The sequence below is a fragment of the Polaromonas sp. genome (assembly GCF_018780625.1).
GTDB lineage: Bacteria > Pseudomonadota > Gammaproteobacteria > Burkholderiales > Burkholderiaceae_C > Polaromonas.
This window is the reverse complement of the sequence record NZ_JADMJK010000087.1, coordinates 1-23886: the sequence shown is the minus strand read 5'-3', so window position 1 is coordinate 23886 and position 23886 is coordinate 1. Positions and strand designations below refer to the sequence as shown.

The window sequence follows — 23886 nt, the reverse complement described above, 5'->3', positions numbered from 1 at the left end:
CAGTGCTTGACCTGCAACGTCTGCCGCATCCTAAACGCGCTGCCGGTGGCTTTTCTGTGGCGCTGGTGAACGTGCTTGAGCGTGGTTTGGGGCTGTGCAAATGAGCGCCGCCGTTAACCGCCTGCTGCTGCACGTCTGGTGCGCTGCCCCATTCCGATGGTTGCAACTGTGGAGGGCCGCCAAATGAAAACGCCCGACACCACAAAAGCAGTATCGAGCGCCCCAAGCAAGCGCAAGTTTACCGGAACAGACAACCCGCGTCACCTGCGCGCCCTTACCGTGTTGCTGAACCGCCCGATACCGCGTGAGCAACTCGACAGCTTGGCCGGTGCCAGCAACAGCCCCGAACTGGTGGCAGAGCTTCGCCGCCGTGGGCTTGATGTGCCATGCGAGCGCATCCGGTTTATCGACCGTGACGGCTGCGCCTGCCGCCCTGGCGTTTACAGCTTGAGCATTGCCGACCGCCGCAAGATTTACGCATGGATGGGACAGCGCCAGAAAGGGGCAAAGCATGAATAGTGCAGACCTGCACCCGACCGCGCAACAGCTTTGCACGGCTGCCGGAATATCGCGCCGCATGTTCTTTAACGCCTTGAAGGTTCGCCGCAACGGCTGCGCGGAACTGAACGACCTTGTTAAATCCGGTGATGTGTCTATGAATCTGGCGCTTGAGGTGGCCCGGTTCGACCATGCTGCACAGCGTTTAATCCTGGCCGAATTCCCAACCATGAAGCCGCGTGACCGCGCCGGGTTTGTGGAGCTTGTCCGGCTAACGCATGAAAAGGAGCGTGCCAATGGTTAACGACCTTGACCGCGCCCATGATGCGCTGCACTTTCTTGACGCTGGTTGCGACCGTGACACCTGGCACAAAATCGGACGCGGGGCAATTGCTGCCGGTGTGCCGCTTGAGGAAATCGACGCGTGGAGCGCGACCGGTGCCAACTACGCCGGGACACGCGACGTACTGGCCGCATTCCGTACCATCAAACCCGATGGCGGAACCGGTGCCGGAACTCTGTTTCGTCTGGCACGGGATGCCGGGTGGAGCGATGGCGACAAGCCCCAACGCCAAGCGCCAGCACAGACACGCCCGGTAGACCCGCCGCGCCAGCCAGCCCCAGGCATGAGCGCCGCCGATGTTTGGAGCCGGTGCGAAGCTGCAACGAACGCACACCCCTACATCATGGCGAAGCAGGCCGCTGGCGTGCCCTTGGAGAGCTTGCGCGTGCTGCCTGCTGGCGATGCTCTGCCCATTGGTGGCGAACCGATGGCCGGTGCGCTGGTGGTGCCAGTCATTCGCACCGATGGCACGCTATCGAGCTTGCAATTCATTGCGCCGCCCGATGTGGCCGCCCGACTGAAAGCCAAAGGCAAGCCCGGTAAATTGAACCTGCCCGGTGCCAGCGTAGAAGGATGGTTCACTGTGGGCGATGTTGCGCCCGGTGGCGTGGTGTACGTCGTGGAAGGTATCGGCGCGGCCTGGAGTTGCTGGCAGGCAACCGGGGCCGCTGCCGTGGTGTGTTTCGGTTCGGGCCGCATGCGTACTGTGGCCGCTGAACTGCGCCAGCAAGACCCAAGCGCCCGGCTGGTGCTGGTGCCTGACGTGGGCAAGGAATCAGACGCCGCCAAGATTGCGCTTGATGTAGGCGCTGCCGTGGTGACTATGCCCGATGGCTGGCGGCAAAACAGCGACGTGAACGACCTGGCGCAACGTGAAGGCAATGACGCCCTGGCCGCGCTGCTGGAATCAGCAACAGAGCCGCCCAAGCCAGAGCCCCGTTATAAGCTGCTGGGGGCTGATGACCTGCGCGACCTGCCGCCGCTGGCTTGGCGCGTGCGTGGCGTGCTGCCTGCTGTGGGGCTGGCCGGGCTGTATGGCCCAAGCGCCAGCGGTAAATCGTTCCTGGCGCTGGACATGGCCGCCGCCATTGCAGAGGGCCGCCAGTGGTTCGGCTGCCGGGTGGAGGCCGCGCCTGTGGTGTATGCCGCGCTTGAGGGTGAAGGCGGGTTCAAGCTGCGCGTAGCAGCATGGGAAGCCCACACGGGCCGCGCCCTGCCTGCTGGCTTGTCTATGGTGTTGCAGTCGTTCAAGCTGACAGAGTCCCATGACGTGAAAGACCTGGCCGCCGTGGTGCCTGCTGGTGCTGTGGTGTTTCTCGACACGCTGAACCGGGCCGCCCCGACTGCTGACGAAAACAGTTCAAAGGATATGGGCGAGATTCTGAGCGCCGCCAAGCTGCTGCAAAGCCTTATCAATGGGCTGGTGGTGCTGGTTCATCACACGGGCAAGGACGCAACCAAAGGGCTACGCGGGCACAGTTCGCTATTCGCTGCGCTTGATGCCGCCGTGGAAGTCTCACGCGATGGCGAGCGCCGGGAGTGGAAGGTTGCCAAGTCCAAAGACGGACAAGACGGGGACGCGCAACCGTTCAAGCTCCAAATTGAAACATTGGGGACGGATGACTATGGGGACGCCATCACTTCATGCGTGGTGGTGCGAGATACCGCCGCCCAAGACGTGCGAGCCGTGAAGCTGCCCCAGGGTGGAAATCAGCGGCTGGTGTTGGATGCGCTGCGCCCGATGTTCAAGGACGGCGCGACAGGCAAGCCGGGAGCCCCGCCGCTTCGCCCATGTATTGAGCTTGAAGCCGCCGTGATTGCTGGCGCTGGCCGCCTGACGTGCCCGACAGACCGCAGAGCTACCCGCACCAGAGAGGCAATTACCGGGCTGGTTTCCCGTGGTGTGATGGGCTTAAACGAAGGGTGGTTATGGCTGAACTGAATAACCGAAGTTCGCCGTTTTCGCCGTTTTCGGTGAATTCCGTAACCGAAGTTCTCCTCCCCCCATATAGGGGGGAGAAAGTTCGGTGATTTCGGGGGGTGTGCCAATGCCTGATTTATTCAGCCTGGAGCAACAGTCCAAGCCCTACCGCTTGACCTGATTCAACAAAAGGAAAACAAAATGACCGAAAAGAAAATTAGCCGCTGGAAACCCGGACAAACAGGCAACCCCAAAGGACGCCCGCCCGGACAGTCTGAGATAACCCGGCTTCGCGCCGCCCTGGCCGGTGATGTGCCTGAAATCCTGGCCGGGCTGGTGATGGCCGCCAAGGGTGGCGACGTGCAAGCCGCCCGCCTGATTCTGGAGCGCATCCTACCGCCCGTCAAAGCCATAGAACAGGCCGTAGAGCTTCAATTGCCCGCTGAGGGGACACTGACCGCCAAAGCATCCGCCGTGCTGTCTGCCGCTGCTGCTGGCGACCTTGCGCCCGGACAGGCCGCGCAACTGATAGCCGCACTGGGTACGCTGGCGAAAATCCATGAGGTTGATGAATTGGCCGCACGCATTACCGCACTTGAGGCAACCCATGCAAAGCCTTGAACGACGTATTGCCGAACTGGAAAAAGCAGGCTCGACAGGTGAAGGGCCAATGACCATCATCATTCGGTGCATGACGCCCGGAAACCTTGAAGTAGAGATTCAGGAACTGCACGACTCGAAAGGCAGCCAGCAATGGAAGCGCCAGCCTGGAGAGGCTGAACAGGAATTTATTGACCGGGCAAGCCATGAGGTGAAGCGCGACGGGCCGGGCTGTGCTTTGCTGATAGCCGGCGCTTGACGCCTGACCGCACGCTATACGACCAAACCCAGCCTTACCCGCTGGGTTTTTCTGTTGTCTCGTAGGCTGACCCTGAGCGTTCCGCGCGCGTGCGCGAGGCGACCATATAAGATAGCTCGTCCGTTACGTCGGCGCTGAAGTTGCGCCACCTAAAAGACAATCACAATAAGTAAAGCTCTTCAAACAAAGCGAGTGAATATGAGTTCCCTTGAAGATGAGGACAGAGGCTACAGAGGCTACAGAGGCTACAGAGGCAGGCTGATGGCAGATAACTCAGAAAGCATTGATAACACCTCCCAGCGGATTGAAACAAATTTGCGCGAGTGGGAGCAAAACCAGCGGTGGCAGCTAAACGAGATACGTCAAGAGCTCAAAGCAATATCCAAAACCATTGCATGGGTGGGCATGGCTGTTTTGATTGCCGTCATTATTTATGTCAAGCAAGCCATGAAATGGTGACGCAAGACCCGACCAGACCCAGCCCGCCGCGTGCGGGTTTTCTTTCGTCTGGTGCGCTGCATTTGGGCAACTTGCCTACAGATTGCCTACAAGCAACAGACAAGAAAAAACCCCGCTATCTTTTGAATAGCAGGGTTTCTAATGCCTGTAAGGGCTGAACTGGTGGCCTGGGGCGGAATCGAACCACCGACACAAGGATTTTCAATCCTCTGCTCTACCGACTGAGCTACCGGGCCTAAGCCGCATAGTATATATCAGCGGCAACGGCCTTTTCCCCAATGACGCGCAGAAAGTTTACGCGCTGCGTTTGCCGCGCGAAAGATCCACGCCCAATTGCTTCAGCTTTCGGTAAAGGTGGGTGCGCTCAAGTCCGGTTTTTTCGGCGACGCGGGTCATGGAGCCGCCTTCCTTGGCGAGGTGAAATTCGAAGTAGGCTTTTTCAAACTCGTCACGGGCATCGCGCAGGGGTTTTTCGAGGAAAAAACTCTGCGTGGCCTGCGGCCCCAGGTCCATGGCCACCGCCAACGTGCCGCCGGTCATGACGGCCTCCAGCGTGAGCTCGGCCGTACGGACGCCCGCACTCACGGCGATGGGCTTGCGCGCCAGTGTTCTGGCCAGACCTTGCTCCACCGCCTTGAGCAGTTTTTGCAGGGTGATGGGTTTTTCAAGAAACGCCATGGCCCCGATTTTGGTGGCCTCGACTGCGGTGTCTATGGTGGCGTGGCCGCTCATCATGATGACGGGCATGGTGAGCTGGCCGTTGGACGACCACTCCTTGAGCAGCGTCACGCCGTCGGTGTCGGGCATCCAGATATCAAGCAGCACCAGGTCGGGCCGGGCGCGGGTGCGGGCGGCGCGGGCTTGCGCGGCGTTTTCAGCCAGCTCGATCTGATGCCCTTCGTCGTTGAGGATTTCCGAAAGAAGGTCGCGTATGCCCAGCTCGTCGTCGACCACCAGAATATTTGCCATGATTGAATTGCTGCCCTGCCAGTTGTTGCGGATGCGTAGGTGTTGCGAAAGCTGTTGCCAGGTGTGGCGCGGCTTGTGTTGTTAAGCCACAACTGCGAATGATAACGACACTTGCGCGCCTTGCACCTGGCCGTCCACCACGCGGTTGGAAATATCGACGCGGGCGCCGTGCTCGTCGGCGATTTTCTTGACCACCGCCAGCCCCAGCCCGGTGCCTTTGACCTTGGTGGTGACGTAGGGCTCAAACGCGCGCTTGAGGATGTGCTCGGGAAAGCCCGTGCCGCTGTCGCGCACGCTCAGGCGCACGCGCCGGGAACTGTCAAGGTACTCGGTTTTGAGGACCACGCGGCCCGCGCCCTTGCCCTCCTGGGCGTCCTGGGCGTTTTGCAACAGGTTGTGAATCACCTGGCGCAGCTGCTGGGCATCGCCCCGGATGGGCGGGGCGCTGGGGTCAAGCTCGGTCATGACGGGCACGATGGCGCTGTCGCTGAGGTAGAGCTGCATCACTTCGGTGATGAGGGCGTTGAGGTCGACGGGCTTGAGTTCAGCGGCCGGCAGACGGGCGTAGTCGCGGAATTCATTGACCAGGCGCTTCAGGGCATCGACCTGGTCGACGATGGTTTTGACGGACTTGGTGAGCAGCGCCTGCTCGGGCGGCGCGACCTTGCCGGTGAGCTTCATTTCGAGGCGCTCGGCCGACAACTGGATGGGCGTGAGCGGATTCTTGATTTCGTGCGCGAGCCGGCGCGCCACCTCGCCCCACGCCTGCGCGCGCTGGGCCGACACCATGTCGGAGATGTCGTCAAACACCAGCAGGAACTCTTCGGTGCCGGGCATTTTGGCGCCACGCGCAATCAGCGTGATGGCGTGGTCGGGGGCACCGGGTTCGGCGGCGCGGAGTTCAAACGACTGCTGCCAGTGCGCCCGCTCATGGGGAACGTCTTCACGGAGGTAGTCGGCGAACTGGGCCAGCACGTCCTGGGCAAAGGTCTCAAGGCCGGGCACGTCGCCGAGCGACTGGCCCCGGTAGTCGGCCAGGGGCGCCTGCAGGATGCGGGTCGCACCGGGGTTGCTGGACTGGATGTGGCCCCGGATATCCAGCACGATCACGCCTGCGGTGAGGTTGTCCAGGATGGTTTGAACGTTGGCGCGCGCCGCGTCGACCTGGCTCATGCTGTGCTGCACGGCAGACCGGGCATCGGCGAGTTGCTGCGTCATGTCGGCAAACGAGCGGGTCAGCCCGCCCAGCTCGTCCTTGCCCTGGAGCGCGGCCTTGGGCGTCAGGTCGCCCAGCGCCACCTGCCGCACGCCTTCGGCCAGCACCAGCAGTGGCCTGGCGAGCTGGTTGCCCAGCAGCACAGCCAGCAGTACGGCGCCAAACACGGCTAGAAAAAGGCTGAGCGTGAGTGTGCCGATATACATCCGGCGCAGGCCGCCGCGCGCCAGCGCACGCTCCTGGTACTGGCGGTTGGCCTCTTGCACGGCAATGGCGTTGGCCACCAGCGCAGCAGGCAGAACTTCGGTCACCTGTAGAAAACGGAACTGTCCCAGCACACTCACATTCGGGTTGTCCACCACGGCAATGGCTTTGACGCGTGGCGCCAGGGTGGCCGCGGCTGCGCCAGCGCCGGCGGTGAGTTCGCCATTGCCGCCTGGCAGCATTTCCTCCAGCCCTTCAATCTGGGTGACGACGCGCTGGGTGCGTGCATTGCGCAGCTGCTGCACCGAGGGACGCTCGGGCTGGAACAAATACCGCGATTCACCTGCGCTGGCAATCATTTGTCCTGACGCGCTCCAGAGCACCACATCGCTGGCGGACAACTGGTCGCGCAGACGCTCCAGCGCCAAGCCGGCCAGGGCATCGGGAGTTTGGGACAGTTGCGTGGCCGCCTGCCGCGTTTTATTGCCCAGCTCGGTGGCCAGGTTGTCGAGCGTGGCACGGCCCAGGTTCAGGCCGGACGCCAGCGCGCCTTCGACCTCGACGTCAAACCAGCTTTCAATCGAGCGCGAGACAAACTGGTAGGACACGACATAAATCATCGTGCCGGGCAGCAGGCCCACCAGCGCGAAGATGGCCGCCAGCTTGACCAGCAGCCGGCTGCCAAAGCGGCCGCGGCGCACGCGCAGCGCCAGGCGCAACACGATCCAGCCGATCACCAACAGCAACAAGCCCGCCACTGCCACGTTCAGGCCAAACAGCACCGCGTAGTTGCGTTCGTACAGATCGCGGTTGCCGGTGGCCTGCGTCAGCAAAAACAGCAGCACCAGCCCCAGGGCAGCCATGACGCCCACGCCGACGCCCACGGTCCAGCGAAAGGCTTTACTGCTTTTGATCGAGCTCAGGTTGCCGCCCAGGCTCACTTGGCGCCCTCCCCCAAGGCCGCCGCCGGGGTCTCCAGCCGCAGCCGGTCATTGAAACGCGCGGAAATGCTCCATTCGCGCTGCCCGGCCATGCCAATCTGGAACGGGCGCGGCAGCTGGGACAGGTCGAGCCGGAAATTGAAGTCCAGCGTGTATACGGCGCCGGGGTCCAGGTCGGTGGTGTCGGCAATTTTCCAGCGGGCCACGCGCTGGATGGTCGACAAAGCCTCGTCCAGCGTGTCGTAGTTCTGGTTCAGGGCGGCGCGCAGGCCGGCGGAACTGGTGATCAGGCCCGAGGCAATGTTGACGCGCCAACGCCGGGTCAGCGGCTGGTAGGCCAGGCGCAGGGTGCGGGCGCTGCTGGCCACGCGCTGGTCGGTCCAGTACCAGCGCTCGCGGTAGATGTCGGCCTCCACCACGAAAAACAGCGGAATCCCCTTGAGCAGGGCGTCTTGCACGACAGGCGCCAGATCGAAACGGATCAGTGCGGACAGCTGAATCCCGTCATCGGCGCGCTCGACGCGCAGCTGGGTGATCTCGGTGGCCGGGACCGCGCTTTGGCCCAGCGCCCAAAAAGGGCTGATGCACAGGCACAAGCCCAGCAGGACGCGAACCAGGCGGCGCAAAATGCTGCCGCCAAGGGGGCTAGAGGCTGCGTTTTTCAAGAAGCGCGTAATAAAAACCGTCGTGTTCACGCAGTAAATTGTCCGGGAAGACCGCTTGGCCCGCGCCACTTTGGGGCAGCAAATGCCCGGGTGAGGGCATTAATAACGCATCGGTGTGGTGTGCAAGGAACGTTTGCGCCTGCAGTTCGCCCTCTGCCTTGAAAACCGAGCAGGTGCAGTAGAGCAGGCGGCCGCCGGGCCTGACCAGCGGCCACAAGGTTTTGAGCAGATACGCCTGCTGGCTGGCCAGCTGGGCGATGTCGGTCGGTCGGCGCAGCCAGCGCACGTCGGGGTGGCGCCGCACAATGCCCGAGGCGGTGCAGGGCGCATCGAGCAGGATGCCGTCGTACAGTTGGCCATCCCACCAGGCCTTGGGCTTGCCGGCATCGCCCACCACGATGTCGGCGTGCAGGCCGAGGCGCTGCAGGTTTTGCGCAATGCGCTCGCAGCGGCGGGCGTCGATGTCCAGCGCGGTCACCGCGCAGTCGGCCAGCTCCAGCAGGTGCGCGGTTTTGCCGCCGGGTGCGGCGCAGGCGTCAAGAATCCGCAGCGGCGCACTGCCCTCCCCCGCCGAAACAAGGCCGTCGAGCAGCAGCGGCGCGGCCAGCTGGGCCGCCGCGTCCTGCACCGAAAAATGCCCTTCGGCAAAGCCCGGCAGCGCCGTCACGGGGCGGGCCACCGCCAGGACCACGCCATGCTCCCCGACCGGAAATGCAGCGATATCCATGGCCAGCAAGGTGTTCAGGTAGTGCGCCTGCGTGGTTTTACGTTCATTGACGCGCAGGATCAGCGGCGCCCGGGTGTTGTTGGCCTGCAAGATCGCCTGCCAGTGGGCAGGGTGGTCTTTGCGGACCTGGTCTATCCACCACTGCGGGTGGTTCCAGACGGCTTGCGGACTTCTTTCGCTGACGGCCACCAAGGCGTCGCGTTCGCGCAGAAAGCGGCGCAGGCAGCCGTTGATGAAGCTGGCCTGATGCTTGGTGGCTTCGCTGCGCTTGGCCGCTTCAACGGCCTGGTCGACCAGCGTGTGCATGGTGTAGGGCGCCTCCTGGTCTGACCAGCCCAGCGCCAGCGCCACGCACAGCAGCGCATCGGCCTCGGGCGGTGGCGGGCGCTGCGCCAGTTGCTGGCGCAGCGCTTCGGCGCGGCCCAGCCAGCGCAGCGCATGAAAGCCCAGCGACTGCACGCCTGGCCGCAGCGTGGCGTCCACATCTTCGAGCGCGGCCGTCATGGACTGGCCGTCTCGCACGGCCATTAAAAGGGAAGCAGCGCCCTGAAGCTGGCGCCACAGGGGGACTTGGGTCGGGTTATCTTGCATCGTTTCCGTCAAGGCCGGCCCCTTGGGGCCAGCGGTAAAGCCGTCCGGAGGCGGACGGTGCTGGGTACATTATCGAGTCGACGCGGGCCAATGGCTCAAAATAAGGCATCGGGCCGCGTTGGCACTTCATCATCGCGGCGCAAAGGCAGCACCGCCATCGGTCGACCATAGATGCGGCGTATGCGCTCGGCCAGCGGCGGATGGCTGGCAAACCAGCGCTCCTGGAGGTCGCCCTCCACCAGCAGCATGTGCTGAACGTCCGGGTGCAGGCTGTGCTGCACGGCATTGCGCTGGCCGTGGTGCGCGGCCTGCAGGCCCGCAACCTTGCGGAGCACGCCGCCCAAGCCCTCTTTGCTGCGCGTGAACTGCACGGCGCGCGCATCGGCCAGAAATTCGCGCTGGCGCGAGACGGCGGCCTTCAGCGCCCGCCCAGCCAGCCAGCCCAGGGAACCGGTGGCCATGATGGCCAGGCCCGGCAGCGCAAGAAAGGAGCGGCGGCCGTCGTCGTCGGTGGCGCACATGCTGCGGCCCAGGTTGAAGACCATCTCCAGCCCGAACACCATGCCGGCCAGGCGCATGTTCAGGCGGGTATCGCCTTCACGCAAATGGCTGAACTCGTGCGCCACCAGACCCTGCAACTCATCGCGCGTGAGGTGGTCGAGCGCGCCCTGCGTGACGGCCACGACCGCGTCCAACTCGTCCCAGCCGGCTGCAAAGGCGTTGATGCCGTTTTCCCGGGCCAGCACCATGGGCTGGGGCGCCTTCATGCCGGCCGCAATCGCCAACTCATGAACGATATTGCAGAGCCTTTGCTCGGCTTCGCGGCTCGCGGGCCAGGCCTCGCGCGCACCGACCCGACGCGCCAGCTTTTCCCCGCCGCCGTGCAGCAGGCCGGTTTCCAGCCACCAGCCGCCCAGCACAAACAGCAGCGTCACCCCACTGTTGACGGCAAAGAAATAGGCCGGATAGCCGCTGAAACCGGGCGACACCAGACGCCAGGTCAGTGCCAGCGCGGCATTGACGGCCAGCAACAGCGCGACCACGGTCAGCCCAAACAGCAGCAATAGCCGCAGTGTTTGCCGGCGGGCTTGTTCCTGCCGCTCAAAAAAACGCATGGGGCTCAGGCTTAGGGCGCTGAATGGGCACGACCAGGGTCGGCGGTCATAGCTGGATGCGGACCGCCTGGCGCTCGACAGCGCTCTCGGTGGACTGCAGCATGGCCGAAGGTGAAAAGCCAAACAGGCGGGCAACCAGCAAGGCCGGAAATTGCCCCTGCGCATTGTTGTAGTCAAGCACGGCATCGTTGTAGGCCTGGCGGGCAAAGCCAACCTTGTTCTCGGTGCTGGTGAGCTCTTCGCTGAGCTCGCGTATGGTCTGATCGGCCTTCAGGTCAGGGTAGGCCTCGGCCAGGGCGAAAAGCCGGCCCAGACTGCCGTCCAGCGTCTGCTCGGCAGCGGCCAGCGCGATGATGGCGTCGGCCTTTCCGGGGCGGCTGGCGACTCTTTCGCTGGCGCTGCGGGCCTGGTTGCGCGCGGCAATCACCGACTCCAGCGTGGCTTGCTCATGCTGCAGGTATTTTCGGGCAGCATCCACCAGGTTGGGAATCAGGTCATAGCGGCGCTTGAGCTGGACATCAATCTGGCCAAACGCATTGCCAATGATGTTTTTAAGGCGTACCAGACGGTTGTAGGCGCCCACCGCCCAGAAAACCAGCAAGGCCGTCAGGGCGATGGAAACAAGGGTGCTCATGGACATGGAAAAATTCCTTGGAACTGTGGATTGCAGGCGGCCAACCCCTTGGGTCCGCGACTTTTCTGCGGCTTGTGCTGACGATGGCAGCGAGATTAACCCGCTTTTTGCATGATTCACACGACGCGGCCGTACAGGGCGCATCAATTGCTACTATTTCAGTAGCTACAAAAGCTCGCTGATAAAGGGCCATCATCCTGTTTACCATAAATTCCTGGGTCAGCAATTTTCAACCATTGCCAGGCACCCCGCACACAAAAAAGCCCCACATCCTTTCGGGTGTGGGGCTTGACGCCCTGGAGGGCGCGGGCGTTAGCCTGGCTTACTCCGAGGCAGCACCTTCATCGCTGGTTTCCGCGTGCGCGGCATCCAGTTCAGCGGCTTCGGACTCGGCGATGGCGCGGCGCTCGGCGTCGTCCATCAGGTCCTTGGCCTTGCGGGCTTCGTGGTAGGCCATGCCGGTACCGGCAGGAATCAGGCGGCCGACGATCACGTTCTCTTTCAGACCACGCAGCTCGTCGCGCTTGCCCATGATGGCAGCCTCGGTGAGCACGCGGGTGGTTTCCTGGAAGGAAGCCGCGGAAATGAACGAATCGGTCGACAGCGAGGCCTTGGTGATACCGAGCAGCAAATTGCTGAAGGTCGCAGGGATCTTGCCGTCGGCGCGCAGGGCGTCATTGACGTCCAGCATGGCTGAGCGCTCGACCTGCTCACCGGCGATGTAGCTGGTGTCCCCGACGTTTTCAACCACCACACGGCGCAGCATCTGGCGAACAATCACTTCGATGTGCTTGTCGTTGATCTTCACGCCCTGCAGACGGTAGACGTCCTGCACTTCATCGACGATGTAGCGTGCCAGCTCGGCCACGCCCAGCAAACGCAGGATGTCCTGCGGATCGGCCGGGCCGTCCACAATCGACTCGCCCTTGTTCACGACCTGGCCTTCGTGCACCAGGATGTTCTTTTCCTTGGGCACAAGGTCTTCCCAGACTTTGCCTTCGGGGTCGGTGATCTGCAGGCGAACCTTGCCTTTGGTTTCCTTGCCAAACGACACGGTACCGGTCATTTCAGCCAGCGTACCTTTGTCTTTCGGCGTGCGGGCTTCGAACAACTCGGCAACACGCGGCAGACCGCCGGTAATGTCACGGGTTTTCTGGCCTTCGACCGGAATACGCGCCAGCACCTCGCCGGGGCCCACTTCCTGGCCATCACGCACCTGAAGCAATGCGCCGATCGGGAAACCGATCGTCACCGAGTGATCGGTGCCGGGGATCTTGACTTCGTTGCCGTTGGCGTCGATCAGCTTGACCTGGGGACGAATCACCTTGGTCGCGCCGCGGCGCTTCGGATCGATCACCACCAGCGTGGACAGACCGGTCACATCATCGACCTGCTTGGCCACCGTGACGCCGTCTTCCACATTCTCGAACAGCACCTTGCCGGCGAATTCGGTAATGATGGGGCGGGTCAGCGGATCCCAGTTGGCCAGAATGGCGCCAGCCTTGATGCTCTGGTCGGCCTTGACGGTCAGCGTCGCGCCATAAGGCACCTTGTGACGCTCACGCTCGCGGCCATGCTCGTCGTGCAGCACGATTTCGCCGGAGCGGGCAATCACGACCAGGTCGCCCTTGCCGTTGGTCACATAGCGCATCGGTGCGTTGAAACCGATCAGGCCGTTGGACTTGGCTTCGACGCTCGAAGCAATCGCCGCGCGGGATGCGGCGCCACCGATGTGGAAGGTCCGCATCGTCAGCTGTGTGCCGGGCTCGCCAATCGACTGCGCGGCAATGATACCGACCGCTTCACCGATGTTGATCAAGCCGCCACGACCCAGGTCGCGGCCATAGCACTTGGCGCACAGGCCAAAGCGGGTCTCGCAGGTCAGTGCGGTCCGCACCTTGACTTCGTCCACGCCTTGCGCTTCGAGCTCTTCGATCAGGTCTTCGTCCAGCATCACGCCGGCCTTGGCCAGCACTGCACGATTCTCAGGGTGCAGGATGTCTTCAACAGCGGTGCGGCCGAGAACCCGGTCGCGCAGCGATTCGATGACTTCACCGCCCTCTACGATGGCGCGCATCAGCGAGCCGTCCTGGGTGCCGCAGTCGTCCTCGGTCACCACCAGATCCTGCACCACGTCGCACAAGCGGCGTGTCAGGTAGCCGGAGTTGGCCGTTTTCAGCGCCGTGTCGGCCAGACCCTTACGGGCACCGTGGGTGGAGATGAAGTACTCCAGCACGTTCAGACCTTCGCGGAAGTTCGCGGTAATCGGCGTCTCGATGATGGAGCCGTCTGGCTTGGCCATCAAACCACGCATACCTGCGACCTGACGAATCTGCGCCGGGGAACCCCGGGCACCGGAGTCGGCCATCATGTAGATGGAGTTGAAGGATTCCTGCTCGACTTCGTTGCCGTGGCGGTCAATGACCTTTTCTTTCGACAACTGGGCCATCATGACCTTGGAGACGTCGTCGCCGGACTTGCCCCAGATGTCAACCACCTTGTTGTAGCGTTCGCCAGACGTCACCAGACCGGAGACATACTGCTGCTCGATCTCTTTGACTTCCTTCTGGGCATGCGCAATGATGTCGTGCTTTTCCTTGGGCACCAGCATGTCTTCGATGCAAATCGAAATACCGGCTTTGGTGGCCAGGCGGAAACCTGACTGCAGCAGCTTGTCGGCAAACACCACGGTCTCTTTCAAGCCGCACTTGCGGAAAGACACGTTGATGAGCTTGGAGATTTCCTTCTTCTTCAACGCCTTGTTGATGTTGGAGAAAGGCAGGCCCTTGGGCAGGATTTCGGACAGCAGCGCCCGACCGCCGGTGGTTTCCCACAGCTTGGTCGAAGGCACGAACTCCTTGGTTTCCTTGTCCTTGGTCCACTCGGTCAGACGCACGCTGATGCGGGCGTTCAGGTCGAGCTCGCCCGCATCAAACGCGCGGCGGACTTCGCCGGTGTCCGAAAACACCAGGCCTTCGCCCTTGCCGTTGGTCCGATCGCGGGTCGTGTAGTACAGACCCAGCACCACGTCCTGCGACGGCACGATGGCGGGCTCGCCGTTGGCCGGAAACAGGATGTTGTTGGACGCCAGCATCAGGGTGCGGCATTCCATCTGCGCTTCCACCGACAGGGGCACGTGAACGGCCATCTGGTCACCGTCAAAGTCGGCGTTGAAGGCCGAGCAGACGAGCGGGTGCAGCTGAATCGCCTTGCCTTCAATCAGGATAGGTTCAAAGGCCTGGATACCCAAACGGTGCAGCGTAGGCGCACGGTTGAGCATCACGGGGTGTTCCTTGATGACCTCTTCCAGGATGTCCCACACCACGGGGGTGCCGGATTCCACTTCCTTCTTGGCCGCCTTGATGGTGGTGGCAATGCCGCGCACTTCAAGCTGGGCAAAGATGAAGGGCTTGAACAGTTCCAGCGCCATCAGCTTGGGCAAACCGCACTGGTGCAGTTTGAGCGTCGGGCCCACGGTGATCACGGAACGACCCGAGTAATCGACGCGCTTGCCCAGCAAGTTCTGGCGGAAACGGCCTGACTTGCCCTTGATCATGTCGGCGAGCGACTTCAGTGCGCGCTTGTTGGCGCCCGTCATGGCCTTGCCACGGCGGCCGTTGTCCAGCAGCGAGTCCACGGCTTCCTGCAGCATGCGCTTTTCGTTGCGCGCGATGATCTCGGGCGCCTTGAGTTCGAGCAGGCGGCGCAGGCGGCTGTTGCGGTTGATGACGCGGCGGTACAGGTCGTTCAGGTCGGAGGTCGCAAAGCGGCCACCGTCCAGCGGCACCAGCGGACGCAGGTCTGGCGGCAGCACGGGCAGCACATCAAGCACCATCCAGTGCGGCTTGATGCCGGACTTCTTGAATCCTTCCATCAATTTCAAGCGCTTGGCGTTTTTCTTGATCTTGATTTCGGAACCGGTCAGGTCGTTGCGCAGCTTGTCGATTTCAACGTCGAGGTCCAGCCCTTCAAGCAGGTCCTTGATACCCTCGGCGCCCATCTTGGCGGTGTACTCATCGCCGTATTCCTTGCGCTTGGCGTCGTAGTCGTCTTCGGACATGATGCTGAACTTCTTCAGCGGGGTCATGCCGGGATCGGTGACCACGTAGGCTTCAAAGTAGAGCACGCGCTCGATGTCGCGCAGCGTCATGTCGAGCACCAGGCCCAAACGCGACGGCAGCGACTTCAGGAACCAGATGTGCGCGCACGGTGCGGCCAGGTCGATGTGACCCATGCGCTCGCGGCGAACCTTGGTCTGCGTGACTTCAACGCCGCACTTCTCGCAGATGACACCGCGGTGCTTGAGACGCTTGTACTTGCCGCACAGGCATTCGTAGTCCTTGATAGGGCCAAAGATCTTGGCGCAAAAAAGACCATCGCGCTCGGGCTTGAAGGTACGGTAGTTGATGGTCTCAGGCTTTTTGACTTCACCGAAGGACCACGAACGGATCTTTTCGGGCGAGGCCATGCCGATCTTGATGGCATCGAAATGCTCATCCGGCGTGAATTGCTTGAACAGGTCGAGTAATGATTTCATGACTTAAATCCTTTTCTTTCCTGCTGAATTAGCTGCGTTCCAGCTCGATATCGATACCGAGCGAACGAATCTCTTTAACCAGCACGTTGAACGACTCGGGCATGCCTGCGGTGATCGCGTGCTCGCCCTTGACAATGCTTTCGTACACCTTGGTACGACCCTGCACGTCGTCGGACTTGACGGTGAGCATTTCCTGCAGCGTGTAGGCGGCACCATAGGCTTCCAGCGCCCAGACCTCCATCTCGCCGAAACGCTGTCCACCGAACTGCGCCTTGCCGCCCAGCGGCTGCTGCGTGACCAGGCTGTAAGGACCGGTTGAGCGGGCGTGCATCTTGTCGTCGACCAAGTGGTGCAGCTTCAGGAAGTGCATGTAACCCACGGTGGTCGTGCGCTCGAACGCGTCGCCCGTGCGGCCGTCGTACAACTGCGCTTGCGTGCGGGTTGCAGTCAGTCCTTTGGACTTGGCGATATCGGCGGGGTAAGCGAGTTGCAGCATCGCCATGATGTCTGCCTCGGAAGCGCCATCGAACACCGGCGTGGCAAAGGGCACGCCCTCTGTCAGGTTCCGGGCCATGTCCAGCACATCGGCATCGGACAAGTCGCCGAGCGTCTCGGCACGGCCCGACTTGTTGTAGATGGTTTCGAGGAACGCGCGCAGCTCGGCCAGCTTGCTCTCGGCTTGCAGCATGTCGCCAATCCGCCGACCAAGTCCCTTGGCGGCCCAGCCCAGGTGAACTTCCAGCACCTGCCCAACGTTCATCCGCGAGGGCACGCCCAGCGGATTGAGCACGATGTCGCACGGTGTGCCGTCGGCCATGTGGGGCATGTCTTCGATCGGAACGATCTTGGACACCACACCCTTGTTGCCGTGACGGCCAGCCATCTTGTCGCCTGGCTGCAGGCGGCGCTTGACGGCCAGGTAGACCTTGACCATCTTGAGCACGCCCGATGGCAACTCGTCGCCCTGCGTGAGTTTTTTGCGCTTTTCTTCAAAAGACAAATCAAAACTGTGGCGCGTCTGCTCCATCGAGTTCTTGATGCTTTCCAGCTGAGCCGCGACTTCGTCGTCCGCAGGCCGGATGTCAAACCAGTGGTATTTCTCGACATCGGCCAGGTAGGCCTTGTCGATCTTGGTGCCCTTGGCGAGCTTTTTCGGGCCGCCGTTGGCGACCTTGCCATTGAGCAGCTTTTCGATACGGTCAAACGCGTCGGCTTCCACAATGCGCAGCTGGTCGTTCAAGTCGAGGCGGAAGCGCTTGAGTTCGTCGTCGATGATCTGCTGGGCACGCTTGTCGCGCACGATGCCTTCACGGGTGAAGACCTGCACGTCGATGACGGTGCCCGACGAGCCCTGGCTGACGCGCAGCGAGGTGTCCTTCACATCGCTGGCTTTTTCGCCAAAGATGGCGCGCAGCAGCTTTTCTTCCGGTGTCAGCGTGGTCTCGCCTTTTGGCGTGACCTTGCCCACCAGCGTATCGCCCGGCTGGACTTCAGCACCGACATAAATAATGCCGGATTCGTCGAGACGGTTGAGTTGCTGCTCGGACAGGTTCGGAATGTCGCGGGTGATCTCTTCGCTGCCCAGCTTGGTGTCGCGCGCCATCACAACGAGTTCTTCGATGTGAATCGAGGTGTAGCGGTCTTCGGCCACCACGCGCTCGGAAATCAGGATCGAATCCTCGAAGTTGTAGCCGTTCCACGGCATGAACGCGATCAGCATGTTCTGGCCGATGGCGATTTCGCCCAAATCGGTCGATGCGCCGTCAGCGATCACGTCACCCTTGGCCAAACGGTCGCCCCGTTTGACGATGGGCCGCTGGTGGATGTTGGTGTTCTGATTGGAACGCTGGTACTTGATCAGGTTGTAGATGTCCACGCCGACTTCGCCGGCGAGGGCTTCTGCATCATTGACACGCACCACGATGCGGGTTGCATCCACGTAGTCCACGAGTCCGCCGCGGGTGGCCGTCACGACGGTTCCCGAGTCCACGGCTGCAACGCGCTCGATGCCGGTGCCGACCAGCGGCTTTTCCGGACGCAGCACGGGCACGGCCTGGCGCGACATGTTGGCGCCCATCAGTGCGCGGTTGGCGTCATCGTGTTCCAGGAAAGGAACCAGCGATGCCGCCACCGACACGATCTGCGCCGGCGACACGTCCATGTACTGGACGCGCTCGGCGCCGACCAGAATTGATTCGCCGTTTTCGCGGGCAGACACCAGGTCGCCTGTCAACTTGCCCGAATCATCGAGCAAGGCATTGGCCTGGGCAATCACGTACTTGCCTTCTTCAATCGCCGACAGGTAGTCGATCTGGTCGGTGATCTTGCTGTCCACCACCCGGCGGTACGGTGTTTCAATGAAACCGTACTCATTGAGGCGAGCGTACAAGGCCAGCGAGTTGATCAGACCGATGTTCGGGCCTTCCGGCGTTTCAATCGGGCAGACGCGACCATAGTGGGTCACGTGCACGTCACGCACTTCAAAGCCGGCGCGTTCGCGGGTCAAACCACCGGGGCCAAGGGCCGAAACACGGCGCTTGTGGGTGATTTCGGCCAGCGGGTTGGTCTGGTCCATGAACTGCGACAGCTGGGACGCGCCGAAGAATTCCTTCAGGGCCGCCGAAATCGGCTTGCTGTTGATCAGGTCATGCGGCATCAGCGGCTCTTGCTCGGCCTGGCCCAGACGCTCTTTCACGGCTTTTTCAATACGCGCCAGTCCGGTGCGGTACTGGTTTTCTGCCAGTTCGCCGACACAGCGCACGCGGCGGTTGCCAAGGTGGTCAATGTCATCGACCTGGCCATTGCCGTTGCGCAGGTCCACCAGGATCTTGACGACGGCGAGGATGTCCTCGTTGGTCATGACCATGGGGCCGGTGGAGCTGTCGCGGCCCACGCGGGCGTTGAATTTCATGCGGCCCACGCGGGACAGATCGTAGGTATCCGGGTTGTAGAACAGGCGCTGGAACAGGGCCTGGACGGCGTCTTCCGTCGGCGGCTCACCGGGACGCATCATGCGGTAGATCGCCACCCGTGCGGCAAACTCGTCAGCCGTTTCATCGGCACGCAGGGTTTGCGAAATGTACGCGCCCTGGTCAAGTTCGTTGGTGTACAGCACTTGCAGGTCACGCACGTCAGCCGTACGCAGCTTTTTAAGCAACAGTTCGGTCAACTCGTCGTTGGCCTTGGCGATGATTTCACCGGTGTCGGCGTCAACGATGTTCTTGGCGACCACACGGCCGATCAGGAAATCTTCAGGGACGCTGATGGTGGTGGTGCCGCTTTGCTCCAACTCACGGGTGTGGCGCGCCGTGATGCGCTTGTCCTTGGCCACGACAACCTTGCCTTCTTTGTCCGTGATGTCGAAACGGGCCACTTCGCCGCGCATGCGCTCACCGACGAACTCGAGCTGTGCGCCACTGTCCATCAGGCGGAAGTTGTCAAACACAAAGAAGTTGGCCAGGATGGATTCCGGGTTCAGGCCGATGGCCTTGAGCAAAATCGTGACCGGCATCTTGCGGCGACGGTCAACCCGGAAATACAGCACATCTTTCGGGTCGAACTCGAAGTCGAGCCAGGAGCCGCGGTAAGGAATGATGCGTGCCGAAAACAGCAGCTTGCCCGAACTGTGGGTCTTGCCCTTGTCGTGCTCAAAAAACACGCCCGGCGAGCGGTGCAGCTGGGACACGATCACACGCTCGGTGCCGTTGATGACGAACGAGCCCTTGTCGGTCATGAGCGGCACTTCGCCCATGTAGACCTCTTGCTCCTTGACTTCCTTGACGACCTTGGACTGCGACGTGGAGGACTCGCGGTCATAAATGATCAGCTGGACCTTGGCGCGCACGGCCGAGGAAAAGGTCAAGCCGCGCGTCTGGCATTCCCGCACATCAAATGCAGGTTTGGCCAGGTTGTACTCGAGGAATTTCATCTCCACAAACCCGTTGTGCGAGACGATGGGGAAGGCGTTGTCAAACGCGGCCTGGAGACCTTCGATGGTGCGTTTCTGGGGCGCGCGGTCAGCTTGCAGGAACGCTGTATAGGCGTCCTTCTGCATTTGCAGCAAATAAGGAACAGTCAGCACGCTTTCGCGGCTGCCGAAGCTTTTGCGTATGCGTTTGCGTTCGGTATAGGAATAGGCCATGAGTTCTCCGCATTGATGGGCTCTGGCGACTCTGGTGCCCGAATACACCACGTATTCAGGCAGACTTGGTGGTTGGCCACTACCAACCATGGCGGACGGTAACGCATTGCGCGTCACCCGAACCAAGGCGTTTTCTGCAGTCGGGGTCAGAAAACACTGGAAAAAAGACTAGCCAATCTTCTTTCCAGTGTTTTTACGAAGTACCAAGCACACATCAAGCTGCTGGAGCCTTCAGGAAATACTGCAAAACCAGCTTCTCGGCAGGCCTTGCGGTGTACTCCTTGAAACACGAAAGGCTGGAAGCCCGAGGAGGGTCTTCCAGCCTTTGCAAACGCAAGAATTACTTGAGTTCGACTTTCGCGCCAGCTTCTTCGAGCTTTTTCTTGGCAGCTTCTGCGTCGGCCTTTGGTGCGGCTTCCTTGACGGTCTTCGGAGCACCGTCAACCAGGTCCTTGGCTTCTTTGAGGCCCAGGCCGGTGAGTTCGCGAACGGCTTTAATGACCGACACCTTGTTGGCGCCGACTTCGAGCAGAACGACGTTGAATTCGGTCTTCTCTTCAACAGCAGCACCAGCAGCAGCACCGCCAGCAGCGGGAGCAGCCATAGCAGCTGCGCTCACGCCAAATTTCTCTTCGATGGCTTTCACCAGCTCGTTGAGTTCGAGGACCGTCATGCTATCCAGCGCGGTCAAAAATGCGTCTTTATCGAATGCCATTTTGATTTCCTAAAAAGTTGGGTACAAGTTACGCCGCTGGGGCGTCTGCGGCTTCTGCAGCAGGCTCTTCGAGCTCCGCCACCACATCGCCGCCGCCTTTTTTCGCCGACAACGCGGCCAGCACAACGGCCGTACGCGACATGGGCGACATCAGCAAGCCACACAACATAGCCAACAACACATCCTTGGATGGAATGCTGGCCAGTTGCTTAACGCCGTTCACGTCCAGGGCTTTGCCGCCAAATGCGCCACAACGGATCACCAACTTGTCGTTGGTTTTCGCGAAGTCAGCCACTACTTTCGCAGCAGCTACCGCATCGGTGGAAAAGCCGTAGATCAACGGACCGGACATCTGGTCGGACACGACGTCAAACGCGCTACCTGCCACGGCACGGCGAGCCAGCGTGTTCTTCAGAACACTCAGGGTCACGCCTTTGTCGCGGGCTTGGCTGCGCAGCTTGGTCATGTCAGCGACCGTGATACCACGGTATTCCGCCATCACGAGCGTTTGAGCTTTAGCGGCGAGGCCTGTCACTTCATCAATGACGGCTTGTTTCTCACTGCGATTGAGACTCAAGGTCTACTCCTTAAAAATGTGTTTTCAGGTTTCAGCTTGCGCCTTCGCCATTCAACACGCTCATATTCAGCGACCAACTGTTTCAGATTCTTTGCAAAACCATTCAAGCAGCGGGACCGCCATCTGCGTTGGCTATCTTTCGATTAAGTGCCTGGCTCAAACTTTTACATTCAGGCTGGCACACCAACGGTCTTGGATGACCTGCCGGAGCGAACGCCGACAGCCCACCACATCGAAAACCCTTGCGGGTCTTCAAATTTTCAAGTTGCGAGGCTCAGGCCGCGATGCTTTGCGTGTCGACGCGAACGCCCACACCCATCGTTGACGAGACTGCAACTTTTTTCAGGTAAACACCCTTGCTGGTAGCAGGCTTGGCCTTGACCAGCGCCTCGATCAATGCAGCCAGATTGCCTTGCAGCTTGGCTGTTTCAAACGAACGAAGTCCGATGGTGCCGTGCACAATACCGGCCTTGTCAACGCGGAACTGGACCTGGCCAGCCTTGGCGTTCTTGACAGCGGTAGCCACGTCAGGCGTCACCGTCCCGACCTTCGGGTTAGGCATCAGGCCGCGTGGGCCGAGGATCTGACCCAGCGTACCCACGATGCGCATGGCATCAGGGGAAGCGATCACGACGTCGAAGTCCATCTTGCCGGCTTTGATGTCGGCAGCCAGATCGTCCATGCCCACGATGTCGGCGCCAGCGGCCTTGGCTTCTTCAGCCTTGGCACCCTGGGCGAACACAGCGACGCGCTTGGTTTTGCCGGTGCCGTTAGGCAACACGACTGCGCCGCGAACGACCTGGTCGGATTTCTTGGCATCAATGCCGAGCTGCACTGCCACGTCGATGGACTCATCGAACTTGGCAACGGCAAACTCCTTGACAAGGCCCAAGGCGTCGGACAACGCGTACAGCTTGTTGCTGTCGATCTTGTCACCGACAGTTTTTTGGCGTTTGGTCAGCTTGCTCATACAACCCCTTCCACCGTCACACCCATGGAACGGGCAGAACCGGCAATAGTACGAACCGCAGCATCCAGATCGGCTGCAGTCATGTCTTTCATCTTGTGCTTGGCGATTTCTTCCAGCTGGGCGCGGGTGATCTTGCCGACCTTGACGGTATGCGGCGTCGCAGAACCCTTGTCAAGCTTGATCGCCTTCTTGATCAACGTGACAGCCGGTGGCGTCTTGATGATGAAGGTGAAGCTCTTGTCTGCATAAGCAGTGATCACCACTGGCAGTGGCAGGCCTGGCTCAATACCTTGGGTCTGGGCATTGAATGCCTTGCAGAACTCCATGATGTTCAAGCCGCGCTGACCCAGCGCAGGGCCGATCGGTGGTGATGGATTGGCCTTGCCAGCTGGTACTTGCAGCTTGACGAAGCCGACGATTTTTTTCGCCATACTTTTCTCCTTGCGGGTCATGACGCCTGGACGCTGTATTGAACAGGCTCAGGCTCCCCGGGGTTACACAACTCAATCAGGATTCAAAAGAACCCTCTGCGCCGAGTTGCAAAGCGCAAAACTTTAGCCTGTGGCGGTTACTGCAACGCGGCGCCGGGCGGGCGCTGGTCAGTTCCGGGAACCGCCTGGTTTTTCAGGTCTTTTCAATCTGGCTGAATTCCAGCTCGACCGGCGTGGCACGTCCGAAAATCGTGACCGAGACCCGCACACGGTTTTTGTCGTAGTTGACTTCTTCCACCGTGCCGTTGAAGTCCGTGAACGGGCCATCCTTGACGCGGACATACTCACCCGTTTCAAACTCAACCTTGTGACGCGGCTTCTCGGTGCCTACCTGCATCTGGTCCACGATTTTCTGTACATCTTCTTCAGAAATCGGAGCCGGGCGATTCTTGGCGCCGCCGACAAAACCAGTCACCTTGTTGGTGTGCTTCACAAGGTGCCAGGTTTCATCATCCATGACCATCTCGACCAGCACGTAACCAGGAAAGAAACGGCGCTCCGTGGTTTTTTTCTGGCCGTTCTTGATCTCGACCACTTCTTCAGTGGGCACCAGGAAACGACCAAACTTGGATTGCATGCCGGCGCGGTTGATCCGCTCGACAATATTTCGCTCAACCGCTTTTTCCATACCGGAATAAGCATGCACGACATACCACTGCATACCGGGCGTCGGCGTGAGCGAGTCGCCCGCCGCCACTTGACTGACCATCGCGCCATTCAGATCGCTCATCATCGTCTCCATCCCAGGATCAGGTCGTAAAACACCCATTCGAGTGTCTTGTCGGTTAACCACAAAAACAACGCCATCACCACTACAAAACCGAACACGTACAGAGTCATCTGCACGGCTTCTTTACGGGCCGGCCAGACGACTTTTTGCACTTCGCGCCAGGAGTCGCGCCCAAAGGCAACGAACTGCTTACCCAATTCCGACGACACGAACACAACAACCGCCACCACAAGGCCCGCGATCAGGGCGCCCCACTGCACCAATGGACCCTGCTTGGTCAGCATGTAAAAGCCTACCAGCGCGCCCAGCACCAAAACGACAGCCAGACCCAGCTTGGCCTTGTCGGCATTGGTGCTGACGGTTTCAACTTGAGAAGAGGCCATAGTTGCCAGAGTTCCTGTTCAGTCTTTGCGTATCTCTTCAGACACTTAAGCCCACCTGAAGCGTTGAACTCCTGGCGGGCTTGCTTGTTATATCTTCACATCACCTGCGGCACTGATATTTCTCAGCAACCGGGTGGCAGGGGCAGAAGGAATCGAACCATCAACCTTCGGTTTTGGAGACCGACGCTCTGCCAATTGAG

At 60.9% G+C, this 23886-nt stretch carries 20 protein-coding genes and 1 tRNA gene; 6 read left to right on the top strand and 15 right to left on the bottom strand.

Annotation, left to right across the window (positions count from 1 at the left end; genetic code table 11):
- The first annotated feature begins 183 nt into the window (after nt 1-183).
- The 6 genes from IV091_RS08060 to IV091_RS08035 all read left to right on the top strand — a co-directional run bounded on the left by IV091_RS08060 (nt 184) and on the right by IV091_RS08035 (nt 4080).
- Complete coding sequence (locus IV091_RS08060) at nt 184-519, top strand: hypothetical protein (protein ID WP_293467369.1); 336 nt, start codon at nt 184-186, stop codon at nt 517-519.
- Nucleotides 512-802, top strand: coding sequence for a hypothetical protein (locus IV091_RS08055; protein WP_293467367.1), 291 nt, complete (start codon nt 512-514; stop codon nt 800-802). The genes IV091_RS08060 and IV091_RS08055 overlap by 8 nt, the downstream gene beginning before the upstream one ends.
- Nucleotides 795-2783 carry an AAA family ATPase gene (locus tag IV091_RS08050; protein ID WP_293467365.1) on the top strand — a complete coding sequence of 663 codons (1989 nt, stop codon included), beginning with the start codon at nt 795-797 and terminating at the stop codon, nt 2781-2783. Before IV091_RS08055 ends, IV091_RS08050 begins: the two co-directional genes overlap by 8 nt.
- A 180-nt stretch (nt 2784-2963) precedes the next feature.
- Nucleotides 2964-3383 carry a DUF5681 domain-containing protein gene (locus IV091_RS08045; protein ID WP_293467364.1) on the top strand — a complete coding sequence of 140 codons (420 nt, stop codon included), beginning with the start codon at nt 2964-2966 and terminating at the stop codon, nt 3381-3383.
- Nucleotides 3370-3621, top strand: coding sequence for a hypothetical protein (locus IV091_RS08040; RefSeq protein ID WP_293467362.1), 252 nt, complete (start codon nt 3370-3372; stop codon nt 3619-3621). Before IV091_RS08045 ends, IV091_RS08040 begins: the two co-directional genes overlap by 14 nt.
- A gap of 198 nt (nt 3622-3819) precedes the next feature.
- A complete protein-coding gene (locus IV091_RS08035; protein ID WP_293467361.1) occupies nt 3820-4080 on the top strand; it encodes a hypothetical protein in 261 nt (86 codons plus the stop codon).
- Between the two features lie 160 nt (nt 4081-4240).
- Here the strand turns inward: IV091_RS08035 and IV091_RS08030 are convergent.
- The 15 genes from IV091_RS08030 to secE form a co-directional block, all read right to left on the bottom strand.
- Nucleotides 4241-4316, bottom strand: a tRNA-Phe gene (locus IV091_RS08030).
- A gap of 58 nt (nt 4317-4374) precedes the next feature.
- Nucleotides 4375-5049 (bottom strand): response regulator, encoded by a 675-nt coding sequence (locus IV091_RS08025; RefSeq protein ID WP_293467359.1) that lies wholly within the window; start codon nt 5047-5049, stop codon nt 4375-4377.
- 81 nt (nt 5050-5130) lie between these two features.
- Nucleotides 5131-7410, bottom strand: a complete 2280-nt coding sequence (locus tag IV091_RS08020) for an ATP-binding protein (RefSeq protein ID WP_293467357.1) — start codon at nt 7408-7410, stop codon at nt 5131-5133.
- Nucleotides 7407-8075: a DUF4390 domain-containing protein gene (locus tag IV091_RS08015; RefSeq protein ID WP_293467355.1), complete on the bottom strand. Its 669-nt coding sequence runs from the start codon at nt 8073-8075 to the stop codon at nt 7407-7409. Before IV091_RS08015 ends, IV091_RS08020 begins: the two co-directional genes overlap by 4 nt.
- Nucleotides 8056-9393 carry a 16S rRNA (cytosine(967)-C(5))-methyltransferase RsmB gene (gene rsmB / locus IV091_RS08010; RefSeq protein ID WP_293467376.1) on the bottom strand — a complete coding sequence of 446 codons (1338 nt, stop codon included), beginning with the start codon at nt 9391-9393 and terminating at the stop codon, nt 8056-8058. The genes IV091_RS08015 and rsmB overlap by 20 nt, the downstream gene beginning before the upstream one ends.
- A gap of 95 nt (nt 9394-9488) precedes the next feature.
- The gene (locus IV091_RS08005) at nt 9489-10508 is read right to left on the bottom strand and encodes a M48 family metalloprotease (RefSeq protein WP_293467353.1); all 1020 of its coding nucleotides are present in this window, start codon (nt 10506-10508) and stop codon (nt 9489-9491) included.
- Nucleotides 10509-10554: 46 nt separating this feature from the next.
- The gene (locus tag IV091_RS08000; RefSeq protein WP_293467352.1) at nt 10555-11148 is read right to left on the bottom strand and encodes a LemA family protein; all 594 of its coding nucleotides are present in this window, start codon (nt 11146-11148) and stop codon (nt 10555-10557) included.
- A 316-nt stretch (nt 11149-11464) separates the two neighbouring features.
- Complete coding sequence (rpoC, locus tag IV091_RS07995; protein ID WP_293467350.1) at nt 11465-15679, bottom strand: DNA-directed RNA polymerase subunit beta'; 4215 nt, start codon at nt 15677-15679, stop codon at nt 11465-11467.
- Nucleotides 15680-15707: 28 nt separating this feature from the next.
- Nucleotides 15708-19820 carry a DNA-directed RNA polymerase subunit beta gene (gene rpoB / locus IV091_RS07990; protein WP_293467347.1) on the bottom strand — a complete coding sequence of 1371 codons (4113 nt, stop codon included), beginning with the start codon at nt 19818-19820 and terminating at the stop codon, nt 15708-15710.
- 340 nt (nt 19821-20160) lie between these two features.
- A complete protein-coding gene (rplL, locus tag IV091_RS07985; RefSeq protein ID WP_293467345.1) occupies nt 20161-20535 on the bottom strand; it encodes a 50S ribosomal protein L7/L12 in 375 nt (124 codons plus the stop codon).
- A 28-nt stretch (nt 20536-20563) separates the two neighbouring features.
- Entirely contained in the window at nt 20564-21112 is a 549-nt protein-coding gene (gene rplJ / locus IV091_RS07980; protein WP_293467343.1) for a 50S ribosomal protein L10, read from the bottom strand.
- A 274-nt stretch (nt 21113-21386) separates the two neighbouring features.
- Nucleotides 21387-22082 carry a 50S ribosomal protein L1 gene (gene rplA, locus IV091_RS07975; RefSeq protein WP_293467341.1) on the bottom strand — a complete coding sequence of 232 codons (696 nt, stop codon included), beginning with the start codon at nt 22080-22082 and terminating at the stop codon, nt 21387-21389.
- A complete protein-coding gene (rplK, locus tag IV091_RS07970) occupies nt 22079-22513 on the bottom strand; it encodes a 50S ribosomal protein L11 (protein WP_293467373.1) in 435 nt (144 codons plus the stop codon). The genes rplA and rplK overlap by 4 nt, the downstream gene beginning before the upstream one ends.
- A gap of 193 nt (nt 22514-22706) precedes the next feature.
- Nucleotides 22707-23282 carry a transcription termination/antitermination protein NusG gene (gene nusG, locus IV091_RS07965; protein ID WP_293467371.1) on the bottom strand — a complete coding sequence of 192 codons (576 nt, stop codon included), beginning with the start codon at nt 23280-23282 and terminating at the stop codon, nt 22707-22709.
- A gap of 20 nt (nt 23283-23302) precedes the next feature.
- Nucleotides 23303-23686 carry a preprotein translocase subunit SecE gene (secE, locus tag IV091_RS07960; RefSeq protein ID WP_293467339.1) on the bottom strand — a complete coding sequence of 128 codons (384 nt, stop codon included), beginning with the start codon at nt 23684-23686 and terminating at the stop codon, nt 23303-23305.
- Between the last annotated feature and the right edge of the window lie 200 nt (nt 23687-23886).